Genomic DNA, 21,745 nt, shown 5'->3' on the forward strand with positions numbered 1-21,745 from the left:
CCATGTCGATTGATTTAAGGTTTAAACGGGTAGGGTAATATTGACTTCAAGCCCATGTGGTACTCTATTCTTCGCCTTAATTTTTCCTTTATGGGCAGTAATGGCAGCTTCGGTAATGGCAAGTCCTAAACCCCAACCACCACTTTCTCTCTGTCTTGCCGAATCGGGACGGTAGAAAGGCTTAAAAATAGCATCAAGCTCAGAGGCATCAATGCCCGGCCCATCATCTTTAATGGTGATATAGACTTCATCAGCCGTGGCGTTGGCGTGTATATAGATATCGTTTTTGGCATAACGAATCGCGTTACGCAGCAGGTTTTCGATGGCGCGGGAAAGCGATTTTGGAAAGTGTGTTAACTCAATATCTTCATCTATATCGATAGTGATTTTTTTATCCTGTTGATCGGCCTCAAATTCCGCATCGTCTAGTACTTGGCTTAAGGATTCGGCTAGGCCTAAGCGCACTTTGGTTTCGTTGGTGTTGAGTTTGACTCGTGAGAGCTCTAGCAATTCCGCGATAAGTTTTTCAAGTTGTTCGGCCTCATAACCTATGCGGTCAGTTTCTGTGGTTTGCTGGCCTTTTTTGCGCGCAAGTGCCAAAGATAATTGTAAACGTGTCAATGGGGTGCGTAATTCGTGGGAGATATCTCCCATTAACCTTTGCTGATTTTTAACCATAGTTTCAATAGAATCCGCCATGCTATTAAAGGCACTGGCGAGTTGGCCTATTTCATCATTACGTTTAGTTGTGGCTTTATCAACACGGTTACTTAAATCGCCCTCAGCGAGAGCATTAGCACTTTTTTTAAGGGAATTTAGCGCTTTACCTAAATGCCACGCGAGTAAACCACAGAGTAACCCCGAAAGTAGAATTGCTAGACTTAAGGTTAACAGTTTGTTTTCGACAAAAAAGAAGAACCAAGGCCGTGGATGATGATCCGGCAAGCGGCCGTATAATGAGTAGGTTTCACCATTAACATTGAAGTGGTAAGGGCCAAATACCAATTCATCTTTAAATTGATGGCTAATGGGTCGTTTATCTTCATCTGTCATCAGCATAAAGCTACGAACACCACGGCTAATTTTTTGGGTATTAATCACTTGCCCTTCGCTGTTCGCGAGATAAATACGGAGCGGTTTTCCTTCCATATTTCTTTGTCTTTCCCATCGACGTAAAAAGTCAGACTCGAACAGGGAAGGATTTTCTTGGAATCGTATCGCAATATTGGATAACGCATTTTCAAGATGAGGTGGAATCGGTGCTCTATCGTGCTTTTGTTGTAGTAATGGCAACAGGCCGACCAAAGCAATGATCAGTGAGCTACAGAGCCAGAATCCGAGCAATAATTTGATAAATAAACGATTAGGCACAATATATTCCGCCCTTATGGTAGCCAGATATAACCTTTACCTCGGATGGTTTTTACCCTCGGTCTGCCATCGCTACGCTCGGGGAGCTTTTTCCGTAAATTGGACAGGTGCATATCTAAACTGCGATCGAAGGGCATAAGTTTTTTGCCAAGCACAATTTCATTTAGCTCTTCTTTATTCATTAACTCACCAGCGTGTAATGCTAGGGTATGCAATAGCGTGAACTCTGTTCCCGTAAGAATAATCAGTTGTTCATTACAGTAGGCTTCTTGGCGTGAAGGGTCTAAACGCAAATCGCCAAACTCTTGGGCTGGCGCCGCATGAATTTCTTGGGCGGTTAAATGGGCACGGCGGATAATTGCACGAATACGGGCGATTAACTCTCGGTCATTAAAGGGTTTTGGCAGGTAGTCATCAGCGCCAATTTCAAGACCCACAACGCGGTCTATTTCATCGCCACGGGCTGTTAGCATCAATACAGGAGTTTGTTTATGTTGGCGCAGGGCTCGAAGCACTTCAAAACCATTTAATTTAGGTAACATGACATCGAGTAAAATCAGATCAAAATCGGTTGTGAGGGCAAGATCTAATCCTTTCTTACCATCGTAGGCTAACGTTAAGGTAAAGCCTTCCAGTTCAAGCAACTGCCCGAGTAATTCCGATAAACCGAGATCGTCATCGATCAATAATATCCGACTCATAATGTTCCTTAATCTTTGTGATATGGCTTTATGTGCTTTTATCACTGGCAATGTTGTACTTTGGCTGAGTATACCCGTTTTGATGTCAATTGCTGTGTAGCAATGTAAGCCAAAGTAAAGAATAGAGTTATTGCCGCAACTTTACAGTGATTTACTCAGACAACGCCCTCGCTTACGTATAGCGCTATAGACTGTGATGGTCGAAAGTGATTCGGCTTGAAAAAGGGTCGTCACTGTGTCTTATCTATCTAAACATTGAGGTTAACATGATGAAAACATTATCTCCTTTGAAAGCAGGTTTATTTGCTATTTTAGCGAGTTCAACCGTATTCGCGACGACGGTCAGTGCAGAGCCAACCCAAGGCTGTGATCATTCAAGGGGTGAGTTCCATAAAAAAGGCAACAGAATGGAACATGGCGGTATGCATAAAATGTTTGAAGGACTTGATTTAACAGATGCTCAAAAGGCGGATATTAAAAAACTTTTTGCAGAGCAAAAATCGTCTCGTTCAGATGAACGTCCAACGAAAGAAGAGTTGTTAGCACATCGTAATGAGATGCAAGCAGTTATCACCGCAGCCACCTTCGATGAAACTCAAGCTAAAGCATTACTCAATGCTCGGCAAGATAAACGCCAAGCGCAAGCAATTGAACGTATGAAGATTCAGAATCAAATTTATAATCTACTGACGCCAGAGCAACAAGCGAAGTTTAAAGCACGATTTGAAGCACAAGCTGGTAAAGAACCTCGCGGTTAAGTGTCTAAGCTGATATACAATAGGATCATCGCTTCCCGATATAGACCTTTATGACTCAAACTTCCCAATACGATTTTTGGGTCAAATTGGCTAGCCGCGCCTCTGTGGCTACCGCTTTGACCCTTATTATTATCAAACTCTTAGCTTGGTTATATTCAGGCTCTGCCAGTATGTTGGCTTCCTTGACGGATTCCTTTGCTGATGCACTTGCTTCTATTGTTAATTTTATTGCTATTCGTTACGCAATCGTTCCTGCCGATCAGGATCACAGATATGGTCATGGAAAAGCAGAGCCCTTAGCGTCCCTTGCGCAGTCAGCCTTTATTATGGGTTCAGCCTTTTTGTTGCTGTTTTATGGCGGAGAACGCCTTATTACTCCTGCACCAGTGGAGTATGCCACCCTAGGGGTTGTGGTTTCTGTAGTTGCTATAGCGTTGACATTGGCGCTGGTCATGTTGCAAAAACGGGCGCTTGCCGCAACTAATAGCACAGTGGTGGAAGCAGATTCATTACACTACAAGTCCGACTTATTCCTCAATGCCGCTGTGTTATTAGCATTAGTGTTATCCCAATATGGCTGGTGGTGGGCCGATGGTTTATTTGCCGTCCTGATTGCATTTTATATTGGTCATCAAGCCTTTGGATTAGGTTATCGTTCAATTCAAGCACTGTTAGATCGAGAATTAGACGAAGAAACCCGTCAGCAAATTAAGCAGATTGCGAAGGAGGATCCTCGGGTGCAAGGGCTACATGATTTACGAACTCGTCAAGCAGGCAAAACTGTTTTTATTCAATTTCATTTAGAACTCGATGGCAATTTAAGTTTAAATGAAGCCCACAGTATCGCCGATACCACAGGCTTGCGAGTCAAGGCTGCATTTGAGGATGCTGAGGTCATTATTCACCAAGATCCGGTGAAACTTGAAGAGTGAAACGTAAAATAGGAGCAAATGATGGCATGGATGCAAAAGCAAAGTCACAGATTGGATTAGTGGCAAAGAAAATAACGTTATTTTTTACTCAAGCTGAATCAATCCTGTATGGTTTGTCTTTTGATAATTTAAACCATGACACTTCTAAATTGCTTATTGTAATATCCACGCTGTTCAATACCTTCGTTAAATCATTATGGGAATTATGATGAAAAAGTTATCAATTGTTATTATCTCTCTATTATCAACATTAGTGGCGACGCAAGTTTCAGCCGAAACAGATAAGACGGGTTTTTATGTTGGTGGTGCTGTTAATCGAGTGACACTTGATGCCTTAGGGGACTCTGAGTCGGGTACGGGTTTTGGTGTGTATGGTGGTTATAACTTTAATGAGTGGTTTGGATTAGAAGCCAACCTGTTTGCCACTGGTGATCTGGGTGATAGAAATGTGGATATGAGTGCTGGAGCACTAAGCTTTACGCCCAAATTTACAGCACAAATCAACGACATTTTCTCTGTCTATGCGAAAGTGGGTATCGCTTCTATGGCAGTAAATGTAGATGGTTTTGGATTTGATGAAGATTTCACCGGCTTTGGTTGGACCTATGGTGCAGGTATTAATGCAGCCGTCACCGAACACTTAAATATCAGAGTCAGTTATGATGTTACCACGGGCGATTTAGATGCCGACCATAGCTATGTTGGCATTAAAGATATGGACACAGATATTAAGCAATTTGCCGTTGGTGTTCATTACCAATTCTAAATCTGTTTCGGCTACTATTTTAGTGGCGATAAGATTAAATAGAAAAAGGGATATTGAAATATCCCTTTTTATTTAATATGTGTCCCGTCCTGAGTATTCATCGCTTTTCACTGATAAATATGAAGAGTGCTATAAATCAACACTCCATTAATCCATCGACAGTTCTTTTAATTTACGCGTTAGGGTATTTCGCCCCCAGCCTAAACGTTTCGCCGCCTCTTGTTTATGACCTTGGGTATGACGCAGCGCTGTTTCGAGTAATATGCGTTCGAAGGCCGGTTGTACTTCGGTTAATAAATCGCTATTTCCTTCAGAGAGTTTTTGGTCTATCCACTCGGTTAGCGCCGATTGCCAGTCTTGGCCAACTTTAGTCGCGTGAGTGATGCTCACGGGATCCTTAAGTAACTCAGGCGGTAAATCCTGTGGCAAAATTTCCTGTCCTGAAGCCATTACTGTTAACCAACGACAGGTATTTTCAAGTTGTCGTACGTTACCTGGCCAAGGGAGTTGTGAAAGTTTAGCTGCAGTTTCTTTGGTGAGGATTTTTGGTTCAACACCGATTTCCTTGGCGGCAGAAGCAAGAAAATGAGTCGCAAGTTGTGGAATATCCTCGCGCCGTTGTGATAGTGGGGGTAAGTGTACGCGGATCACATTGAGTCGATGAAATAAGTCTTCCCTAAAGCCACCTTTTTGTACCAATAACTCAAGATCTTGGTGTGTTGCAGCAATAATACGCACATCGACTTGCACTGCGTTATGACCACCGACGCGGTAGAATTGGCCATCGGCGAGCACTCTGAGTAACCGTGTTTGCACGTCTAACGGCATGTCGCCGATTTCATCTAAAAAGAGGGTACCGCCGTTAGCTTGTTCGAACCGACCTTGGCGGACATTGGCTGCGCCAGTGAAGGCACCTTTTTCGTGGCCGAATAGCTCAGATTCGATCAAATCCTTAGGGATCGCAGCCATGTTCAGCGCGATAAACGGCTTATCTTTACGCGGGCTGTGCTTGTGTAATGCGCCAGCAACCAACTCTTTACCCGTACCCGATTGACCATTGATCAGTACACTTATAGACGAGCGAGATAACCTGCCAATAGCGCGAAACACTTCTTGCATTGCAGGTGCTTCACCAATGATTTCAGGGGTTTTTACCTGTGTTTCTTGCACTGGGGCAGGACTTTGCTCAGTGGCATGGGTAAGGGCGCGTTCGACGAGGGAAATGGCTTCATCAATGTCGAAGGGTTTAGGTAAATACTCAAAAGCCCCTGCTTGATAGGCGCTTACAGCGCTGTCTAAATCAGAGTGTGCGGTCATAATGATCACGGGAATATGCGGGTAATGGATTTGCAACCGTTCGAGTAGGCTGAGCCCATCGGTGCCCGGCATACGAATATCCGACACTATTACGCGAGGCTGGGATATTTCTAAGGCTTGCCACAGGGATTCTGCCGCCGCAAAACTGGCGGTGCTGAGTTTGGCCCCTTGAAGTGCTTTTTCTAGCACCCAACGTATCGAGCTATCATCGTCGAGGATCCACACTTGTTCACTAATTCGCATCTTGCTTCCTCATACGGTATGGGTAGGTACTGTGAAATTATTTGGCATTTAAAATGGGTAACGAAATGGTAAATTCGGTATGTCCTGCACTGGAGAGGCAATCGATTCTGCCCGAGTGTAAACGAGCAATATTATGGGCAATCGAGAGGCCTAAACCTGAACCTTGCTCGCGACTTGTCACCATGGGATAAAATAATGTGTCCATTAGCTCAGGCGGTATACCGGGGCCGTTGTCGATAATCGATAGGGTTAACACTAGCTTGTGACGCTGTGAACCTATGGTGACTTGATGCTGGGTGCGAGTGCGGATCAAAATTTCGCCACCTGTATGTTCAAGTGCTTGCACTGCGTTTTGCAAAATGTTGAGCACAGCTTGCTGCATTTGATCGGGATCCATCTCAATATCGGGAATGGATGGATCGTAATCCCGTTTGAGTTGGATGTTAGCGGGCAACGCCATTTCAACTAACTTATAAACCTTCTGCACGACTTTATGGATGTTGTGCAGGCTGTGCTGTGTCGGCCTTTGGGGGCCGAGTAAGCGGTCAACTAAGTTACGCAGACGATCTGCTTGTTCAATAATAAGCGTGGTAAATTCCTTTTGTGCCGGATCGTCAAGTTCCCGCGATAACAGCTGCGCCGCCCCACGAAGGCCGCCTAAGGGGTTTTTGATCTCGTGGGCTAAGTTACGTACCAAAAACTGCGCCGCTTGTTGCTGTGCATCTTGACTCAGTTGCTGGTGGATACGTCTTTGCTGGTCGACTTGGCGTAGTTCGAGCAGACTTAACTCTGCCTCATCTTCGAGTGGTACTAGGGTAAGATCGACAGTGTGATGTTGACCATCTAAGGTGACTAAGGTTGCGGTATTAACCGTTAATCCTTGGCTAGCTTTGACTGCGCTACTTAATAATTGTGTATCAATACCGAGAATTTGATAGTGTGCTGGCAAAGCTTGTTCTATAAGCCTATGGCTACCAACGCCCAGTAGTTGTTCTGCTGCAGCATTGGCATAGCAAGGCTTGAGATCCTTATCTATAACCAGTACAGCGGTAACTAAATGATTGAGCAGAGTCTCTTTATCCATTGACCGTTCCTATAAATAGGGTTGCATCAACATGATGCACCGATTTGGTGCAAGCTGCAACTCGACTTCATCAAACAGTTCAATTTTTCCTGAGTAACCTAATCCGTTGTTATTATATGTTTTAATTGGATTTTTGTTGTTTCTTTGGATGCGGAGTCATTGCTGCTTGATGAAGAAATATCTTTCTTGGTGAGCTTGATGCAAAGACTTTGCCGTTTTGAGTCATGGCGTCCACAATAATGGTGTGTTCGCCCCTATCAATGTTGGTCAACTTAAATCTACCGCCAACTTGAGGGGGCGCAATGATTTGGCCATTGAGTTTTAACTGCATTAGGAATTGGCTTTTTATTTCTGGACTGACAGTCGCAACCACTTCAAAATCCCCATTATTATCTCTAACTGTGGCTTCTTCTTCCGGAGAGATGATGTTGATTTGATACTGAATGTCTTCAATCACTTGATTGTTATTATCTGATCCTATCTTTACAGGAGGTAAGGCAATTTGGTTGAGTGTTTTTTCATTTAGTTCAACGACTTCTGCATTGGCTCTAGGCTCATCTGAGTAGTGGACTTTTCCATCTTTATCGACCCATTTGTAAACCGTCGCTTGCGCTAACATGCTAAATAGCACTAAGCCGATGAGTGTGAGTGAACGCATCATGCTAAAGTCCTTGTCGCCTTGAGATAGAGTTAATCAAGATTAGTCCCTTTTCCATCAAATATCATGGTTTTGTTGTACGGCATCGTTACATGGAAGGTGTAAAGTGAGACTGGAAAGGTGCTGAAACTTGACTAGGTTGAATGAGGTGAAGTTTGGGCACCATGCACCCGAACTCGAGTTATAGATTAAAGGCTTGCGTCGAGTTGTTTCTCGATCTCATTTGCTTTGACCCAAGCGGCATGTTGAGATAATTGAATAGCATGGCGTTGAATGTGTTCAAATTTATCGAGAACGCCACTGTTTGCCAGTAGCTCTACCACAAAGGACATCATGATATCCGCACCCGTGAGCTTGTCTGCAACAAGGTAGGTTTTATCGGCCAACATATCATTGAAGTAATGACTTATCTTACTGACTTCTATAGCAGCATAACCTTCAAGGAAATTGGTTTTACAACCGTCCTTTTGCACGAACATACGCAGTAACAAAGGCAGCATGGCTGAGCTTTCGGCAAAGTGCAGCCATTGCAGATAACTATACCCAAACAACCTGAAGATGCAGAATTCAGCGGGAGTTTAACGCACTTTAGGCAAGGCGGTTATTTGCGGACCTAGCGGGCTAAGTTAAAAATAACCAACGCAGTATAAAGTGCGTTAAAACCCGCCGGGACGGAGCGCCTAGGGCACTCCACTTCCGTGTTGCATCAATTCAAAAGGTGGCCGACATTCTTTCATTGATGCGCCTTGAATTGAAGCACCCTAGGCGCTCTGAAACTCGTATCTTCAGGTAGCTTGGGTATACATAGTCTGCGCTGTCTCTGGCGGGGGCTAAGGTATCCGCCGCATATTTTTCAATAAGATATTCGGTAATCGCACCCGACTCGGCGATCATTTGGCCGTCTATTTCGATAATGGGTGATTTGCCTAACGGATGAATTTGCTTAAGTTCCGGTGGCGCGAGGAAAGTCTGGCTATCACGTTGATAACGCTTAATTTCATAAGGTTGACCGAGTTCCTCTAGCAACCAGATGATACGTTTAGAGCGTGATTTATTGAGATGGTGCAAGGTGATCATGGGCTTTTCTTTGAACAGTGAGAGTACATTTTGGCTATCGCACCATTATGGTGCGATAGCCCTTTTTAACGCATTTAGTACACTTGTGCGCCTGCCTTTGTTCATTTTAAGCTGAGCGTCGCGTATTTATCGCTTAGCCTCTCGCATTCAATTGCGCAACTATGGTTTCGGCTACGGCTTCGGATGATCCCGGATTTTGGCCTGTGATCAAATGGCCATCTGCGACGACAAAGCTTGTCCAATCATCACCTTTGACATAATTGCCACCCTTTTTCTGCAGCATGTCTTCAACCAAAAATGGCACGACATGAGTGAGTTGTACGGCTTCTTCTTCAGAGTTGCTGAAACCGGTAACACGCTTGCCGCTGACCAATGGCTTGCCATCACTGGTTTTAGGGTGCAGCAATGCAGCAGGCGCATGACATACGAGCCCTAGGGGTTTATTGGCTTGATAAAACTGTTCAATCAAGGCGATAGAATGTTTATCTTCGGCAAGATCCCACAGTGGGCCGTGACCGCCCGGATAGAAAACCGCATCATAATCGGCTGCATTGATTGCACTTAAGCGAGTGGTATTTGCTAGCAGTGCTTGCGCCTCAGGATCTTTGCTAAAGCGCGCAGTGGCTTCGGTCTGAAAGTCTGGCTCATCACTTTTAGGATCGAGTGGTGGTTGACCGCCCAGTGGTGAGGTTAAGGTAATGTCAAAACCTTTATCTTTAAAAACATAAAAAGGTGAGGCGAATTCTTCTAGCCAAAAGCCGGTTTTTAAACCCGTATCACCGAGTTTATCGTGCGACGTGAGTACCATTAATATATTCATTTTCATACCTTTACCTTAGTTTCTCACATCAATATGTGTGAGCTTTGGGTTTAGTGCAATCAGGATACCATTTGACGTTATAGGGCTAAGGTCAAAATCTTATGGCTCATGGTTGGGTCAATGTTGCCATGTTCGCCAAGCGCCACCATACCGTGCTGTTCAAGCTGTTTTACGACAGTATCAACGTGGCTGGCATCAAGATCATAGGCAGATAGATGCGTCGGTATGCCCATGGCTTCGAAGAAAGCCTTAGTTTTTGCAATGGCAGCATCGATACGTTCGTCATCTGTACCTGTGTTGATGTGCCACACTCGGTCTGCGTATTGGAGTAACTTTTCGCGTTTAGCCTCTTTTGTGCATTGCAGCAGAGCAGGCAATACGATTGCCAATGTACGCGCATGGTCGATATCGTAAAGTGCAGTCAGTTCATGGCCAATCATATGTGTTGCCCAGTCGTGAGGAACGCCGACGCCAATCGTGCCGTTGAGTGCCATAGTGGCAACCCACATTAAGTTCGCGCGAATGTCGTAATCTTCGGGTTGAACTAGCACTTGTGGACCAAGCTCAATCAAGGTTTGTAAAAGACCTTCGGCAAATCTGTCCTGCACGGCGGCATTAACTGGGTAAGTGAGGTATTGCTCTGTGATATGTACAAAAGCATCGACCACACCGTTAGCCACTTGGCGTTCTGGCAGAGTGAAGGTTTTCGTTGGATCGAGTATTGAGAATTGTGGATAAACTAAATCATTACGGAATGGCAGTTTAGCCTGTAGTGATTTACGGGTCACTACGCTGGCATTGTTCATCTCGGAACCAGTCGCAGGTAAGGTTAACACTGAGCCAAAAGGCATGGCTTGAGTCACTTTTGCGCCCCAGCTCGTGAGAATATCCCAAGGTTCACCTTCGAATACCGCTGCAGCGGCAACAAATTTAGTGCCATCGATAACCGAACCACCGCCAACCGCGAGGAGGAAGTCGATATTCTGCTCACGCACTTGGGCGACGGCTTTCATTAAGGTTTCATAGGTTGGGTTTGGCTCAATGCCATCGAACTCGACAACGAAACGATTACCCAATGATTGTTTAACTTCGTCTAACGTGCCTGTTTTTCTAGCACTACTGCCACCAAAGAGGATCATCACTTTAGCATCGCTCGGTACTAAGGAATCAATTTCGGCGATAGTGTCTTTACCAAAACGGATGCGGGTCGGGTTGTAGTAGTTAAAATTTAGCATGGATGATGTATTCCTGTTATTTCGTTAATAAGTTGCCCCTTATATTAGTAGACCAGTCGTCTAATTTAGGGGCGTAAAAATAAATTCTTTAAAAATCTAGGCCAATCGATATCAGCCAATATTAGTTTTGAGTCGGTTTAAATTAAGGAACCGTTTTGGGTGTTAAAATGGCTTCAGTCGTTACGAGTGCACGTTCGAGCGCGGCAGGACTGTGGCCTAATTTGTTCATTAAGCTGGCGCCTAACCACATGTGATATAACATTTCAGCGGTCGATTGTGGATCTTGCTCGGCGATTGATTTATCGGTTATGCCCACTTGAACACAAGTGGTTAACCTGTCGATGATGCCTGCGGAACCTTGAAGTAAAGCCAGGCGCATGGCTTCGGATAAATCGGCCACTTCGGCGCTGAGTTTGACGACTAAACACTTTTGATCGACGCATCCATCTGTCTGTACATGCAACCATTGTTGCCAGTACTGCATCAAACGTTCATAGCCTGTTAGTGTTGAGTTATTAAACAATGTATCTAAATCTAACTGATATTTTTCGAAATAATCAGTGATGAGTGCTTCACCAAATTGTTCTTTGGATTTGAAGTAATGATAAAACGAGCCTTTAGGCACTTCGGCTTCTTGCAATAGCAAAGAGAGGCCGACGCAGGAGAAGCCTTTTCGTACAATCAGCTTATAGCCGATGTCCAGAATGTGCTGGCGAGTGGATTGAGTTTCAGTTTTCATGGCGCCTAGCATAAATCAAATTAGACCGGTCGTCTAGTATTGGTTTTATCGGTGACGTTAACGCGCTCGATTAGCCAGCTTTACGTTGGGAGTGTTACGTTGACCTAGTTTTGCATAATAAAACAGTTACTTAATAAAGCAACCAGATTGATAGCATATCAGATAAATAAGGCATACAGATGGTGAAATTGTGGAAAGGATAAATCGTCGGGTGGAGCAGCATACTCACAGTGCAGAGAAAATTTTCACTGTGAGCGTTCGATTAACCATTAGTATTGAAATTAATTAAGATGATTAGAGGTAACTACAGCAATATTCAGCAATGGCAGTATTGCGGATTTTGAAGCTAACATTCGCGGCAAGCTCAAATTGCGTTCCTTCACTAAACTCTTGCCATACAGTGCTCTCCGGTAACAACACCTCAAAGCGGCCACTGGTGACTTCCATGACTTCGCCTTGGGAAGTCGAGAACTCATATTCTCCGGGTAATACAACACCTAAGGTTTGCTTACTGCCATCGGCTAAAAATACACTACGGCTAGCTACTTTGCCGTCAAAGTAGATATTGGCTTTTTTCGATACTGACACTTGCTCGAGTAAACTCATTATTAATCCTCTATAAATTGGCTTTAGATGAATTTATATGCATTTTTGATAAATTTCAATGCGTTGTTTGCCGCGTGGATGTACGCATTCAATATACGTTGATGCTAATGTCCGGTTTATCGCCAATTTCCCACTTTATTATTTTAGTTGAAGTGGTCGACGACAGTTGATTGTCATTTAAAGTTATTAATCATTATTTTCATTTAAAAATAATGACTTGGAGGCATTTTAGTCAGCTTTTGATGAAAATAGTCGGTACTACTTTGTTTCGCTGAGATTCTTCTATAGTGTTATGGCAGGTTTGATTCTGTAAAGAGCGAAGGAATAGAATTCGAAGCATGACAAGGAGTCCTCCATGGGTTTTACTCGTAAAATTCAGCTTATCAGTTTATTAATTGTCCTATTACCCCTCATTTTTGCTACAGCAATAGTAACTTATATTGCTCGGGATGAATTGTTTGCCGAGGCTCAGTCTCGTTTAGTGGCTGTGCGTGAGATCAAGCAGCGGCAAATTGTGAGTATGTTTCAGGACTTTTCCGATAATCTTCAGGCCGTCAGCGCCGTAATCGCCAGCCAAAAAAACCTCGATACTCTTACCGACATAGATCAAACCTTGCAGTCCTTAAATAAATCTCTCGGTTTTTATGATCTGTTTATTATTCGTGATGATGGCACCGTTTTATATACAGTTGAGAAAGAGTCTGATTTCGGTACCAATTTGCGTACAGGGCCCTTCCATGATTCTGGATTAGCACAATTATTTAATAAGGCATTGGGATCGGCGGGTACTGTATTGTTGCAAGATTTTTCCGCATACGCGCCTTCAAATGGTCAACCAGCGGCATTTATTGGACAATCCATTCAGTTTAATCAGCAAAGGTTAGTCGTGGCGGCTCAGGTATCCATCGACCGCATTAATCGAGTTATGCAAATTCGCGAAGGTATGGGGCAAAGCGGTGAAACTTATCTCATAGGTCCAAATAATCGTATGCGCTCCGATTCTTTTCTCGACCCAGTTAATCGCACTGTTACGGCTTCTTTTGCGGGAACGGTAGCTCAGAATGGTGTCGATACACAGGCGGTCAAAGAGGCGCTGGCAGGTAGAACAGGGGTGATGCAAGTGAATGATTACAATAATAATCCTGTATTATCTGCTTATTCTCCCGTCGTTGAGCTTGGTTTACGTTGGGGTTTGATGGCTGAAATTGATGTGAGTGAAATTGCAGCTCCCGCCTACCGCATGCTGTTTATTGGTTTATCTGTATGTGTGGCCGCCTTAGTGTTGGCGTTCGCTGCCGCTAAGTTAGTCACAGGATTTGTATTAAAGCCGCTCGGCGGTGAGCCTGAGGACATGTGCAACTTGACCAGTATGATCGCCTCTGGTGATTTAACTCATCATTTACCGCATATTCAAACGGATAATCACCTGATGAGTTGGTTGGCGCGGATGCAAACTAAGCTTAAAGAAATCATCAGTCAGCTGGTGGGTGTTGGGCATGAACTTGAATCCGCCGCCGAACAAAACTCTGCAGCTATGAGTCAAGCCGATTGCAGTATTCAGATGCAGGCTAAAGAAACCGATATGTTGGCCACTGCAGTTGAAGAAATGAGTTATGCCGCAGCCGAAATCAGCACCAATACGATGAGGTCCTCCGATGAAGTGTCTGCCTGTACCCATTCGAGTGAAATTCTTTCACAAAACTTAGCCAGTACTCGTAAAAGCTTAAAAGTAACCTTGAACAGTTTTGCGACTATTCATCAACAGGTGGGCAGTCTTGAGGCGGATAGTCAGAAAATCGGTTCAGTATTGGCGGTGATAAATGCGATTGCAGAACAAACTAATCTCTTGTCTCTTAATGCGGCGATTGAAGCTGCGAGAGCTGGCGAGCATGGTCGTGGATTTGCGGTGGTGGCCGATGAGGTGCGTCAGTTAGCGGTGAAGGTTCAGTTAGCAACTCAGGATATTGGGCAAGTGTTAAAAGGTATTCAGCAACAGTCAGGTGTGCTGGCGTTGCATAGCGTAACGTGTTCCACTGAAGCCTCTAAAACTGCAGAAGATGCCGATGGAATGCAAGCGGCTGTGGATGATATTGCTTTGCGCTTAGAAACCTTAAAGGCATTAATGATTCAAACCGCAACCGCTGCGGAAGAACAAACAACGGTTTCAGCGACGATTGCGCAGGGAATTGCTGGCTTAAGCGTGGCGGCGGAGGAAAATAGTGCGGCTATCAGCCAAGTGGCAGCGAGTACGCGGAGTCTGTTGGGGTTAGCAAATCAGCTTGGTTTAACAACGGCACAGTTTAAGGTGTAGGTATTTTTCGCTGCATTTACAGTGTTCTCACCTTAGTTGGTGCTGTAAATGTGACTGAGCTCGATGTTGTATATCCGCCAGAAATGGAGCTCTGGCGGATATTTTTTACCTTTTAAGTTATCTAATAAAGAATTATGAACGCTTACGCCAAATTGTCATTTCCGAAATGGAGTGTTGGAATTTACGTTTAGTCTCGCGGATCACGAAGGGGATTTCCTTCACTGCGACCAGCTCAAATTGGCCGATCAAGGTTTCGGTCAAGCCATCTAAGGTGGTGAAGTTCTCCCCTTTGATCTTAACGCCACCTAACCATTTATCCTTGGGCGTATAATCTTCAAGCCAAGTGTATGGCGAGGCAATGACAAGGTATCCACCGTGATTAATCCGCTGGGAAATACTGGTTAAAAAGTGCTTAGGATCGTTCAACCTGTCGATAAGGTTTGAGGCATAAACCAAGTCATAACCTGTGTAGATGGGCTTTAAATTACAGGCATCACCTTGCATAAAGTTAACCTTTTTAGCCTCAAGCTCATATCCCAGTTTCGCGAGACTCGCGCTCTTAAATTCCTGTAAGTCGCCTTCGGTACGTATGGTGTAACGTTTTTCACCTTGTTCTGTCAGCGCATAGGCCTGTTGAATAAAGCGCGCCGAGAAGTCGATACCATCAACATGATCAAACACTTTTGCCAGTTCGAAACTCGCGCGACCAACGGAGCAGCCGATATCGAGAGCTTTGGTGGTATGGCTAAGCTGAATTTCACTGAGCGCTTGCTGCACACCATTGACGCAGAAGTTAGCAACCCCGAAATATTCGGCGCCATAGTGGAATTCAAGGTATTGGGAAATCAGTTCATCCGTTTCGTACACATTGACCTCGGCCATTTGAGCTGGATTTTGGGTGGATTCCACATAGCGAAAGCCCGCGTGTTGATAGAAATGTCGACGAAACGCATAGCGTGATGAAGCAATTGCCTCATTACCCGTAGAGATCCACGAGCCGCCTTTGATGAGATTATGTTTGCCATCGAAGGTTGGGGTGGAGAAATCATCGTAAAGTGGGTGTACGGCGAAGCCGTCAAAACCGTCGATTGCGGTTTCTGTCCATTGCCAAACATTACCGACAATATCGAAAAAGCCATTATGTTCGAAGCGATTCACTGGGCAAGAAGAGGCGTAATAAGCCAAAGCAATATTGCCCGGCACTTCATGCCAATCGGGCGCATCGGCGGGCACATTCTCGCGTAAGATGTACCACTCAGCTTCAGTTAATAGACGTATATTGCTTTGCTTTTGTTCGGCTTTCCAATTACAGAAGGCTTTAGCTTCGAGCTGATTCACTTCAACAGGCCAGTTTAATGGCAGCGGAATTTCTTCCGCTAAATTACGTTGCCACCATTTATCTTGTCTTAAGCGCCAAAAACGCGGCATTTGTGCTTGGGTATAGGCAAGCCAAGCTTGGCCTTCTTCATTCCAAAATTGGGGTGAGCGATAGCCGCCAGCCTCAACGAATTCGAGATACTCTTGATTTGATACTAAGAATTTAGCCGCTTTAAAGTCGTTAACGTTAAAAATTTTATGGCCGTATTCGTTGTCCCAGCCGTAGGTTTGGTCTTGCTCGGTTTTACCTAAGGTCACTTTTTGCCCTTTTACAGCCAATAAACTGTTGGTCTCGGCAGGGGCGGTGTCTTGGCACGTAGGCCAGAGGTGGTTGGGTGCGACATATTCCAGCGGCAGTTGGCGTATGATCACCGATGAGGTTTCTAAATGAATACGTTCATGCTCAATGCCCATCAAAATGATCCAGGCTGGGCTATTTTGAGTGATAGGTAACGTCAGGGGCATTTCATCAATAACGCGATTGACGACGGCGTTAACTTGCTGGCGATAGCTTCGCACTTCTGCCACATCTGGCCACGGATAATGTTGTTCGTTCAAATCATCCCAAGACATCTCATCGACACCAATGGCGAACATGGATTCGAAGTTGTCGTTTACACGCTCATCGAGAAATTTGCCGAGTTTTAGCTTGTTGATATAGAAAGTGGCTGTATGGCCAAAATAAAAGATTAACGGGTGGCGCAGCGGCTCAGCTTTGAGGTAATAGGCGCTATCATCTTGGATTAAGTCAAACAGTGACTCATATAAAGCCCATGTCTGATTAAAGTATTGCTTAAGCTCTTGACGTTTTAATGTTTCATTCTCACCCGTAAGTTTGAGTGTTTGCAAAACAGGCATGTTCGATTTCTCCATAGGGCAAGCGGGTGCCATTGTTGTTGCCATGGGTTGTCAGGCTCAATACGTCACAGTTGGTTATAGGATCACTTTATCAACAAAATGTGGCTGCTCTTTACTCGGGCTTTCAAGCTAACAGAAACCAAGCTTGAGATGAAGCCAAGATCTGCTCAAGATTGATAGACTTGAAGGCGATAAAACGGCTGATTGTAAATAAAATGTTTCTTCGTTGGTGTGATTCAGTTATTAATGAGCATAATAGAGTTGTATTGTGAATAGGTCTTTATATGCAGCAGTTATTTGTCCAATTATTAGAAGAGCGTTATTTCAATCGGTTACCTGAGGCGTTAGTGCTCAAGTTTGCAACAGAGTCGGCTGATTTTGTCCGTTTTTGGCTGGTTCATTGCCTGCGTAGTATGGTTTCTGAAAGAGAGCTTGCCATTGCCTTATTTTTTAGTGCTGAGTGGGAATTAGAAGAACTGGCGAGTTTAAAATCATTCTGGGGTTCCTATGTTGTGATGGCAGATCTTCAGCAAGAGCAGAGTTTTAAAACGCAATTTTGTTATTTTTTACCTTGGCTAAAAACGATCTCCCCTCGTCATGCAGATGCGATACGTGTGTTTTCTGCGTTATTAGCTTTTGATCGCAGGCCCACATCTGTAGGGAAAAAACTGCAATCGGCAACCCTATCCTACACTCAACTCCCAGTGAATTTATTGGACGATATCAAGAGATTGTCGTTGCCCCATTTGCGGCCTATTACTGTATATGGACATCAGGGGAAGGGGAGTGTCGAAACAGGGGTTCGTAACAACATGCATTACCCAACCCCAATACCTAATGACAATATTGCACTGGCGTGTGCAGAAAGAGTGATTGCGAAATTTGCAGGGATTAAATTGGCATTTGCAGAACCTATCGTTGTACTAAGGTACGAAACTGGCCAGTTCTATCAATGGCATTATGATGCAATACATGCATATACGGATGAAATTCAAGCAGAGTTGGAGCGTTTTGGTCAAAGATCTAGAACGGCTATTTTGTATCTTAACGATGATTTTCAAGGGGGAGAAACGGAGTTCAAGGCACCATATATTCAAGTTAAACCTGAGGCAGCCTCTATTTTGGTTTTTGACAATACAGATCAAGCCGGCAAGCCGATTCCTTCCTCATTACATCGTGGCTGTGAAGTCACTTCTGGACATAAATGGGTTTGTACCCAGTGGTTTAGAGATAAGCCGTTTTGGTTAAGAGAAGGGTTATTTATCTAGGTGAGATAACGGAATTGTGGTTTACAGCGGAGCTTAATAATAAAAACTATTTTATCCCAGAAGAGTATTTTCTCTGTTGAGGTTAAGGCAGAATGAACCTGTCCGTAAAATTATTATGCAGGATATAACGGGATGACAATTAACGCATTATGGATACCCGCTTGGTATGAACTTGATCCGTCGATCGTTGTGGGCGTTACTGAAGAGTTTATATTTCATAAACCTACTACCAATGGGGCATTAAGATTTTACAGTGGTGCAGAAAATATCGATGCCGTGAGAGCGACAGGCGCCATTTCGAGCATTTATCACGCTGTTTTGGGGGATATAGAGAATGTTGATGCACAGGGCCTTGATTATACAATTGTATTGAAGGATGGGCGCCGTTTGTTGGTTAACGCAGAGGAAGATCCTGGTTTAATCTATGAGTGGGTTGATGATAGTTGGCAGCCTTCAGAGATGACGATTTCTGATTGGCAATTAGAGGTCAAGTTTACTTCGTTATCGCCACTCACATCCGTCGATTAGTTAATGGTTCCAAGGGGCAGTTAGTTTACTTTAGTTATGACCGACTGCTCTTTGGTTTTATTTAACAAATTGATAAAAATGCTTATTTTCTGTTATTCGACATATCATATTCTTTTTGACCATGCAGATCATTACCGCGACCGCTCATGATTTTATTCGTTATGCAATATCTCCATTAGCCAGTATTGAGCATAGGCTATTTTATTGATGAAAGTGTGTTTTAGGCCGCTCGAAAGCGATGTTAGTCATAGTGTTAGGCTGTTTTGTTGGCGCAGTAAAATCCACAGTGACGGATTGAATTGTACCTATCACTGTTTTGATCTAGATTGGGGCTTGCATTTAGGCGCTTTACTTTATCGTCCTATGGAGCCTTGTAATGGCGAATATTTTACTGGTTGCAAATCTTAATTGTGATCGAATTTTATTGCTGGATAAACCACTCAAAACAGGAGGACGCTTTCATTATCAAGATGGTGGTCAAAGGCTTGGTGGTGGAGGCGCTAATACTGGGCTTGGACTGGTATGGGCTGGGCATCGAGTGGCGCTGGTCAGTCAAGTCGGGCGCGACGAGATGGGAGATTGGGCCATTGCTGAAGCGAGCACCCAAGGGCTCGATTGCCGTTTAGTGCAACGAAGATCGGGAAATACCTGTGAAATGCTCCTTGTTATGACTCCTGATGGCGAACGCACGATTATTCGTCCACAAAGACCTATTTTTGAATTGTCTGTTCCACCTAAGTGGCAGCAGTGGGATGCGTTGTATTTTAATACTTCGGCCGAGGGTACTGTTAGTTGGGCAAAGACAGCGTTAGAGCATTGTCTCGTTGTTGCCCAGTTAGCGAAAGATGATAGACCTAGACCCTGCCATGTACTACTCGCATCGATGAGTGATATGCAAGGGCGTTGTGATAGCGCCTTTTGGGAATATGGCAAAAGCATTGGCGGTGACTCATTACGTTATTTTATTGTGACGGATGGTATTAATGGCGCAAATGTTTATACCAAAGATAAAGTACAACATGTCCAAGCGGTCCCCGCAAAAGTGGTCGACACAACGGGGGCAGGAGATGCTTATGCCGCCGGATTAATTCACAGCCTGTGTTCCGGACAATCGATCACTGATGCAATGGCTGAGGGCGCTATATGGGCTGCATTTGCGGTAGCAACTGATAGTTCTATCCCTGGGGACGCACTGAAAGGGTATTTAGAGGTTAAGGGCTCCTTGTCATAAATGATGCATGGATTGGGATTAGTCATCTTTTTGTCATCTAGGCTTGGTAAATTTGACCACAGTGGCGATTCGCTATTGTCCCTTAACATTTTTCTGTGTTTCTCTCCCACTTAGTGGTACGCATGTTTCGCCCCGTTTCCCCAACGGGGCATTTTTTTGTACAAAATAAAGTGATTTTGTCGCAGAACATCCACATTACTGAAATGTTGTGCGGTACTTGCACAATTGAGATACATTTATGCAACTGAAAAAGCGTTAAAAAGAATAAGCTACTCAAAGTGTCGCGCTGCGGTTGGAGTTGAGAATGGGCAATAATGTTTGGAATGAGCGAAGGAAGTTTATTTGGCTTTTATCTATATTGTTATTATTTGCTTTTTTAGTGACCAGTAGCATCAGTTATAAAGTGGCTCACGATTCGCTCAGCCAACAAATTGAGAGCAATACTTTACCTCTGACGAGTGACAATATTTACTCAGAAATTCAGCAGGACTTGTTATGACCGATCTTTATTTCATCTTTGATGGCGCAGGATACCTTTGTCCGTGATTGGACCTTAAACCATGAACAAGAGCCTGAAAAACTCATTCGTTACCTTAAGGAAATTCAAGAAAAATACGGCACAGTTACGAGTTTTTTTGTGTCAGAGAAGAGTCGAAACTATTACCATTCCACGGGTATTTTAAAACAAATTCAAGATGTTGAACCGGATGATGCTTGGTATTTTCGGGTGCGATCTTTACCTGAATCCGAATATTATGAGATTAATATCGATGCCGATACGGCAGACCGTAGTAAGACAACTGTATTTGTAAACTATAAAGTTTTTGATTTTGAAGGTAAATTTATTCGGGTGACCGGTGTTGGCTTAGCCGTTGAGAAAGTCAAATTACTGGTAGAACTTTATCAAAAACGTTATAACCGCCGCGTTTTTTTCACGGATAGATTAGGTAATGTCACATTACATGGTGATGCCTATGATGGTTCGGATTCACTCCAGACCAGTACTGGGCTAGAACAATTGGCGACACGTATTTTAACGAGTCCGAGTGCGGCATTTAGTTATAAGAAAAATGGAAAAACAGTTTATCTCAATAGTCGTTTAGTATCTGAATTTAAATGGTATTTGATTGTTGAGCAGGAAGATGCTCCCCAAGAGCAAGATTTACTTAACACTTTTTGGGGAAATCTGGCGCTGAGTTTGATTGTGACTATGGGTATTTTATTTATCTCAAACATGACCTTAGGTCGTTATCAGCGCAAGCTAGAAATGATGGCGTCTACCGATAAGCTCACTGGCGCCGCTAACCGTCAGGTGTTTGAGGAGTACTTTAGGCAGGCGTTAGATAAAGCGAAGCTGACACAATCACCCATTTCAATACTCTTGCTGGATATCGACCACTTTAAAAAAGTGAATGACAGTTATGGGCATGGAATGGGGGACTTAGTGTTAAAAACCATGGCTAACATGCTACGTGGTTTACTACAGCCGCAGGATATCCTATGTCGATGGGGTGGTGAGGAGTTTTTAATTTTGCTTCCAGAAATGGACTTAAGTCGGGCTGCAGAATTTGCGGAACAGATCCGTGACCTTATCTCTCTGCGGGAAATCAAAGTGAATGGATTGCACATCTCTATTACTGCCAGTATTGGCGTCGCAGAGCACCAAGCACAAGAGCCAGCGGAAGATCTTATCAAACGTGCCGATCTGGCCTTGTATCAGGCAAAAGCAGCGGGTCGAAATCAAGTGGTATTGAATCATCCATGATGCTGTTCGGCGCTGCTTTGAGTCATATTGAGTCGTTTAGGGTTATTGCGTTGCTTGATTGTGCTACTGTTATGTCGCGGTTTACACTTTGACTTTATGC

Annotated in this window: 18 protein-coding genes and 2 pseudogenes; 8 read left to right on the plus strand and 12 right to left on the minus strand. The window is 44.0% G+C overall.

Annotated elements, in window-relative coordinates; genetic code table 11:
• Positions 1-21: 21 nt before the first annotated feature.
• Positions 22-1,371, minus strand: coding sequence for an ATP-binding protein (locus MZ182_RS01105; RefSeq protein ID WP_014609613.1), 1,350 nt, complete (start codon positions 1,369-1,371; stop codon positions 22-24).
• A 14-nt stretch (positions 1,372-1,385) separates the two neighbouring features.
• The gene (locus tag MZ182_RS01110; protein ID WP_011787616.1) at positions 1,386-2,072 is read right to left on the minus strand and encodes a response regulator; all 687 of its coding nucleotides are present in this window, start codon (positions 2,070-2,072) and stop codon (positions 1,386-1,388) included.
• Between the two features lie 269 nt (positions 2,073-2,341).
• On the opposite strand from MZ182_RS01110, the gene MZ182_RS01115 reads away from it, so the two are divergent.
• The 3 genes from MZ182_RS01115 to MZ182_RS01125 all read left to right on the plus strand — a co-directional run bounded on the left by MZ182_RS01115 (position 2,342) and on the right by MZ182_RS01125 (position 4,528).
• A complete protein-coding gene (locus tag MZ182_RS01115; protein ID WP_049824083.1) occupies positions 2,342-2,830 on the plus strand; it encodes a Spy/CpxP family protein refolding chaperone in 489 nt (162 codons plus the stop codon).
• A 50-nt stretch (positions 2,831-2,880) separates the two neighbouring features.
• Entirely contained in the window at positions 2,881-3,762 is an 882-nt protein-coding gene (locus MZ182_RS01120) for a cation diffusion facilitator family transporter (RefSeq protein ID WP_011787618.1), read from the plus strand.
• 208 nt (positions 3,763-3,970) lie between these two features.
• Positions 3,971-4,528: a porin family protein gene (locus MZ182_RS01125; protein WP_025008012.1), complete on the plus strand. Its 558-nt coding sequence runs from the start codon at positions 3,971-3,973 to the stop codon at positions 4,526-4,528.
• Positions 4,529-4,675: 147 nt separating this feature from the next.
• Here MZ182_RS01125 and glnG read toward each other — a convergent pair whose 3' ends face one another.
• From glnG to MZ182_RS01170, 9 genes and pseudogenes are all read right to left on the minus strand, one after another.
• Positions 4,676-6,088 carry a nitrogen regulation protein NR(I) gene (gene glnG / locus MZ182_RS01130; RefSeq protein ID WP_011787620.1) on the minus strand — a complete coding sequence of 471 codons (1,413 nt, stop codon included), beginning with the start codon at positions 6,086-6,088 and terminating at the stop codon, positions 4,676-4,678.
• A gap of 37 nt (positions 6,089-6,125) precedes the next feature.
• The gene (gene glnL, locus MZ182_RS01135; protein ID WP_011787621.1) at positions 6,126-7,172 is read right to left on the minus strand and encodes a nitrogen regulation protein NR(II); all 1,047 of its coding nucleotides are present in this window, start codon (positions 7,170-7,172) and stop codon (positions 6,126-6,128) included.
• A 121-nt stretch (positions 7,173-7,293) separates the two neighbouring features.
• Positions 7,294-7,830: a DUF4124 domain-containing protein gene (locus tag MZ182_RS01140; RefSeq protein ID WP_248068321.1), complete on the minus strand. Its 537-nt coding sequence runs from the start codon at positions 7,828-7,830 to the stop codon at positions 7,294-7,296.
• 188 nt (positions 7,831-8,018) lie between these two features.
• Positions 8,019-8,330 carry a glutathione S-transferase family protein gene (locus tag MZ182_RS01145; protein ID WP_248068284.1) on the minus strand — a complete coding sequence of 104 codons (312 nt, stop codon included), beginning with the start codon at positions 8,328-8,330 and terminating at the stop codon, positions 8,019-8,021.
• Between the two features lie 298 nt (positions 8,331-8,628).
• Positions 8,629-8,907 (minus strand): annotated as a pseudogene (locus tag MZ182_RS01150) (glutathione S-transferase N-terminal domain-containing protein); the annotation flags it as partial.
• Positions 8,908-9,040: 133 nt separating this feature from the next.
• Positions 9,041-9,733, minus strand: coding sequence for a type 1 glutamine amidotransferase domain-containing protein (locus MZ182_RS01155; RefSeq protein ID WP_248068281.1), 693 nt, complete (start codon positions 9,731-9,733; stop codon positions 9,041-9,043).
• A gap of 71 nt (positions 9,734-9,804) precedes the next feature.
• Positions 9,805-10,962: an iron-containing alcohol dehydrogenase gene (locus MZ182_RS01160; protein ID WP_011918488.1), complete on the minus strand. Its 1,158-nt coding sequence runs from the start codon at positions 10,960-10,962 to the stop codon at positions 9,805-9,807.
• Positions 10,963-11,104: 142 nt separating this feature from the next.
• Positions 11,105-11,701, minus strand: coding sequence for a TetR/AcrR family transcriptional regulator (locus tag MZ182_RS01165; RefSeq protein ID WP_014609619.1), 597 nt, complete (start codon positions 11,699-11,701; stop codon positions 11,105-11,107).
• Between the two features lie 294 nt (positions 11,702-11,995).
• Entirely contained in the window at positions 11,996-12,307 is a 312-nt protein-coding gene (locus MZ182_RS01170; protein WP_011787628.1) for a pyrimidine/purine nucleoside phosphorylase, read from the minus strand.
• Positions 12,308-12,662: 355 nt separating this feature from the next.
• Between MZ182_RS01170 and MZ182_RS01175 the strand changes: the two genes are divergently transcribed.
• Positions 12,663-14,618 carry a methyl-accepting chemotaxis protein gene (locus MZ182_RS01175; RefSeq protein WP_248068278.1) on the plus strand — a complete coding sequence of 652 codons (1,956 nt, stop codon included), beginning with the start codon at positions 12,663-12,665 and terminating at the stop codon, positions 14,616-14,618.
• 132 nt (positions 14,619-14,750) lie between these two features.
• Here the strand turns inward: MZ182_RS01175 and ovoA are convergent, their stop codons facing one another.
• Positions 14,751-16,853, minus strand: coding sequence for a 5-histidylcysteine sulfoxide synthase (ovoA, locus tag MZ182_RS01180; protein ID WP_248068275.1), 2,103 nt, complete (start codon positions 16,851-16,853; stop codon positions 14,751-14,753).
• A gap of 284 nt (positions 16,854-17,137) precedes the next feature.
• Here ovoA and MZ182_RS01185 point away from each other — a divergent pair, with 284 nt between their 5' ends.
• From MZ182_RS01185 to MZ182_RS01200, 4 genes and pseudogenes are all read left to right on the plus strand, one after another.
• Positions 17,138-18,121 carry a prolyl hydroxylase family protein gene (locus MZ182_RS01185; protein WP_014609622.1) on the plus strand — a complete coding sequence of 328 codons (984 nt, stop codon included), beginning with the start codon at positions 17,138-17,140 and terminating at the stop codon, positions 18,119-18,121.
• A gap of 132 nt (positions 18,122-18,253) precedes the next feature.
• Complete coding sequence (locus MZ182_RS01190; protein ID WP_248068272.1) at positions 18,254-18,649, plus strand: hypothetical protein; 396 nt, start codon at positions 18,254-18,256, stop codon at positions 18,647-18,649.
• Between the two features lie 376 nt (positions 18,650-19,025).
• Positions 19,026-19,880, plus strand: coding sequence for a PfkB family carbohydrate kinase (locus MZ182_RS01195; protein WP_011787635.1), 855 nt, complete (start codon positions 19,026-19,028; stop codon positions 19,878-19,880).
• A gap of 304 nt (positions 19,881-20,184) precedes the next feature.
• Positions 20,185-21,645 (plus strand): annotated as a pseudogene (locus MZ182_RS01200) (diguanylate cyclase).
• Positions 21,646-21,745 lie beyond the last annotated feature (100 nt).

It is taken from the genome of Shewanella sp. JNE2, assembly GCF_023159115.1.
Taxonomy (GTDB): Bacteria; Pseudomonadota; Gammaproteobacteria; order Enterobacterales; family Shewanellaceae; genus Shewanella; species Shewanella putrefaciens.

Coding starts and splice junctions, on each gene's coding strand:
- MZ182_RS01165 (WP_014609619.1), bottom strand. CDS start 11,701: ATGAAAACTGAAACTCAATCCACTCGCCAGCACATTCTGGACATCGGC.
- MZ182_RS01140 (WP_248068321.1), bottom strand. CDS start 7,830: ATGCGTTCACTCACACTCATCGGCTTAGTGCTATTTAGCATGTTAGCG.
- glnL (WP_011787621.1), bottom strand. CDS start 7,172: ATGGATAAAGAGACTCTGCTCAATCATTTAGTTACCGCTGTACTGGTT.
- MZ182_RS01195 (WP_011787635.1), top strand. CDS start 19,026: ATGGCGAATATTTTACTGGTTGCAAATCTTAATTGTGATCGAATTTTA.
- MZ182_RS01125 (WP_025008012.1), top strand. CDS start 3,971: ATGAAAAAGTTATCAATTGTTATTATCTCTCTATTATCAACATTAGTG.
- MZ182_RS01190 (WP_248068272.1), top strand. CDS start 18,254: ATGACAATTAACGCATTATGGATACCCGCTTGGTATGAACTTGATCCG.
- MZ182_RS01175 (WP_248068278.1), top strand. CDS start 12,663: ATGGGTTTTACTCGTAAAATTCAGCTTATCAGTTTATTAATTGTCCTA.
- MZ182_RS01115 (WP_049824083.1), top strand. CDS start 2,342: ATGAAAACATTATCTCCTTTGAAAGCAGGTTTATTTGCTATTTTAGCG.
- ovoA (WP_248068275.1), bottom strand. CDS start 16,853: ATGCCTGTTTTGCAAACACTCAAACTTACGGGTGAGAATGAAACATTA.
- MZ182_RS01155 (WP_248068281.1), bottom strand. CDS start 9,733: ATGAAAATGAATATATTAATGGTACTCACGTCGCACGATAAACTCGGT.
- MZ182_RS01185 (WP_014609622.1), top strand. CDS start 17,138: ATGCAGCAGTTATTTGTCCAATTATTAGAAGAGCGTTATTTCAATCGG.
- MZ182_RS01120 (WP_011787618.1), top strand. CDS start 2,881: ATGACTCAAACTTCCCAATACGATTTTTGGGTCAAATTGGCTAGCCGC.
- glnG (WP_011787620.1), bottom strand. CDS start 6,088: ATGCGAATTAGTGAACAAGTGTGGATCCTCGACGATGATAGCTCGATA.
- MZ182_RS01110 (WP_011787616.1), bottom strand. CDS start 2,072: ATGAGTCGGATATTATTGATCGATGACGATCTCGGTTTATCGGAATTA.
- MZ182_RS01145 (WP_248068284.1), bottom strand. CDS start 8,330: ATGCTGCCTTTGTTACTGCGTATGTTCGTGCAAAAGGACGGTTGTAAA.
- MZ182_RS01170 (WP_011787628.1), bottom strand. CDS start 12,307: ATGAGTTTACTCGAGCAAGTGTCAGTATCGAAAAAAGCCAATATCTAC.
- MZ182_RS01160 (WP_011918488.1), bottom strand. CDS start 10,962: ATGCTAAATTTTAACTACTACAACCCGACCCGCATCCGTTTTGGTAAA.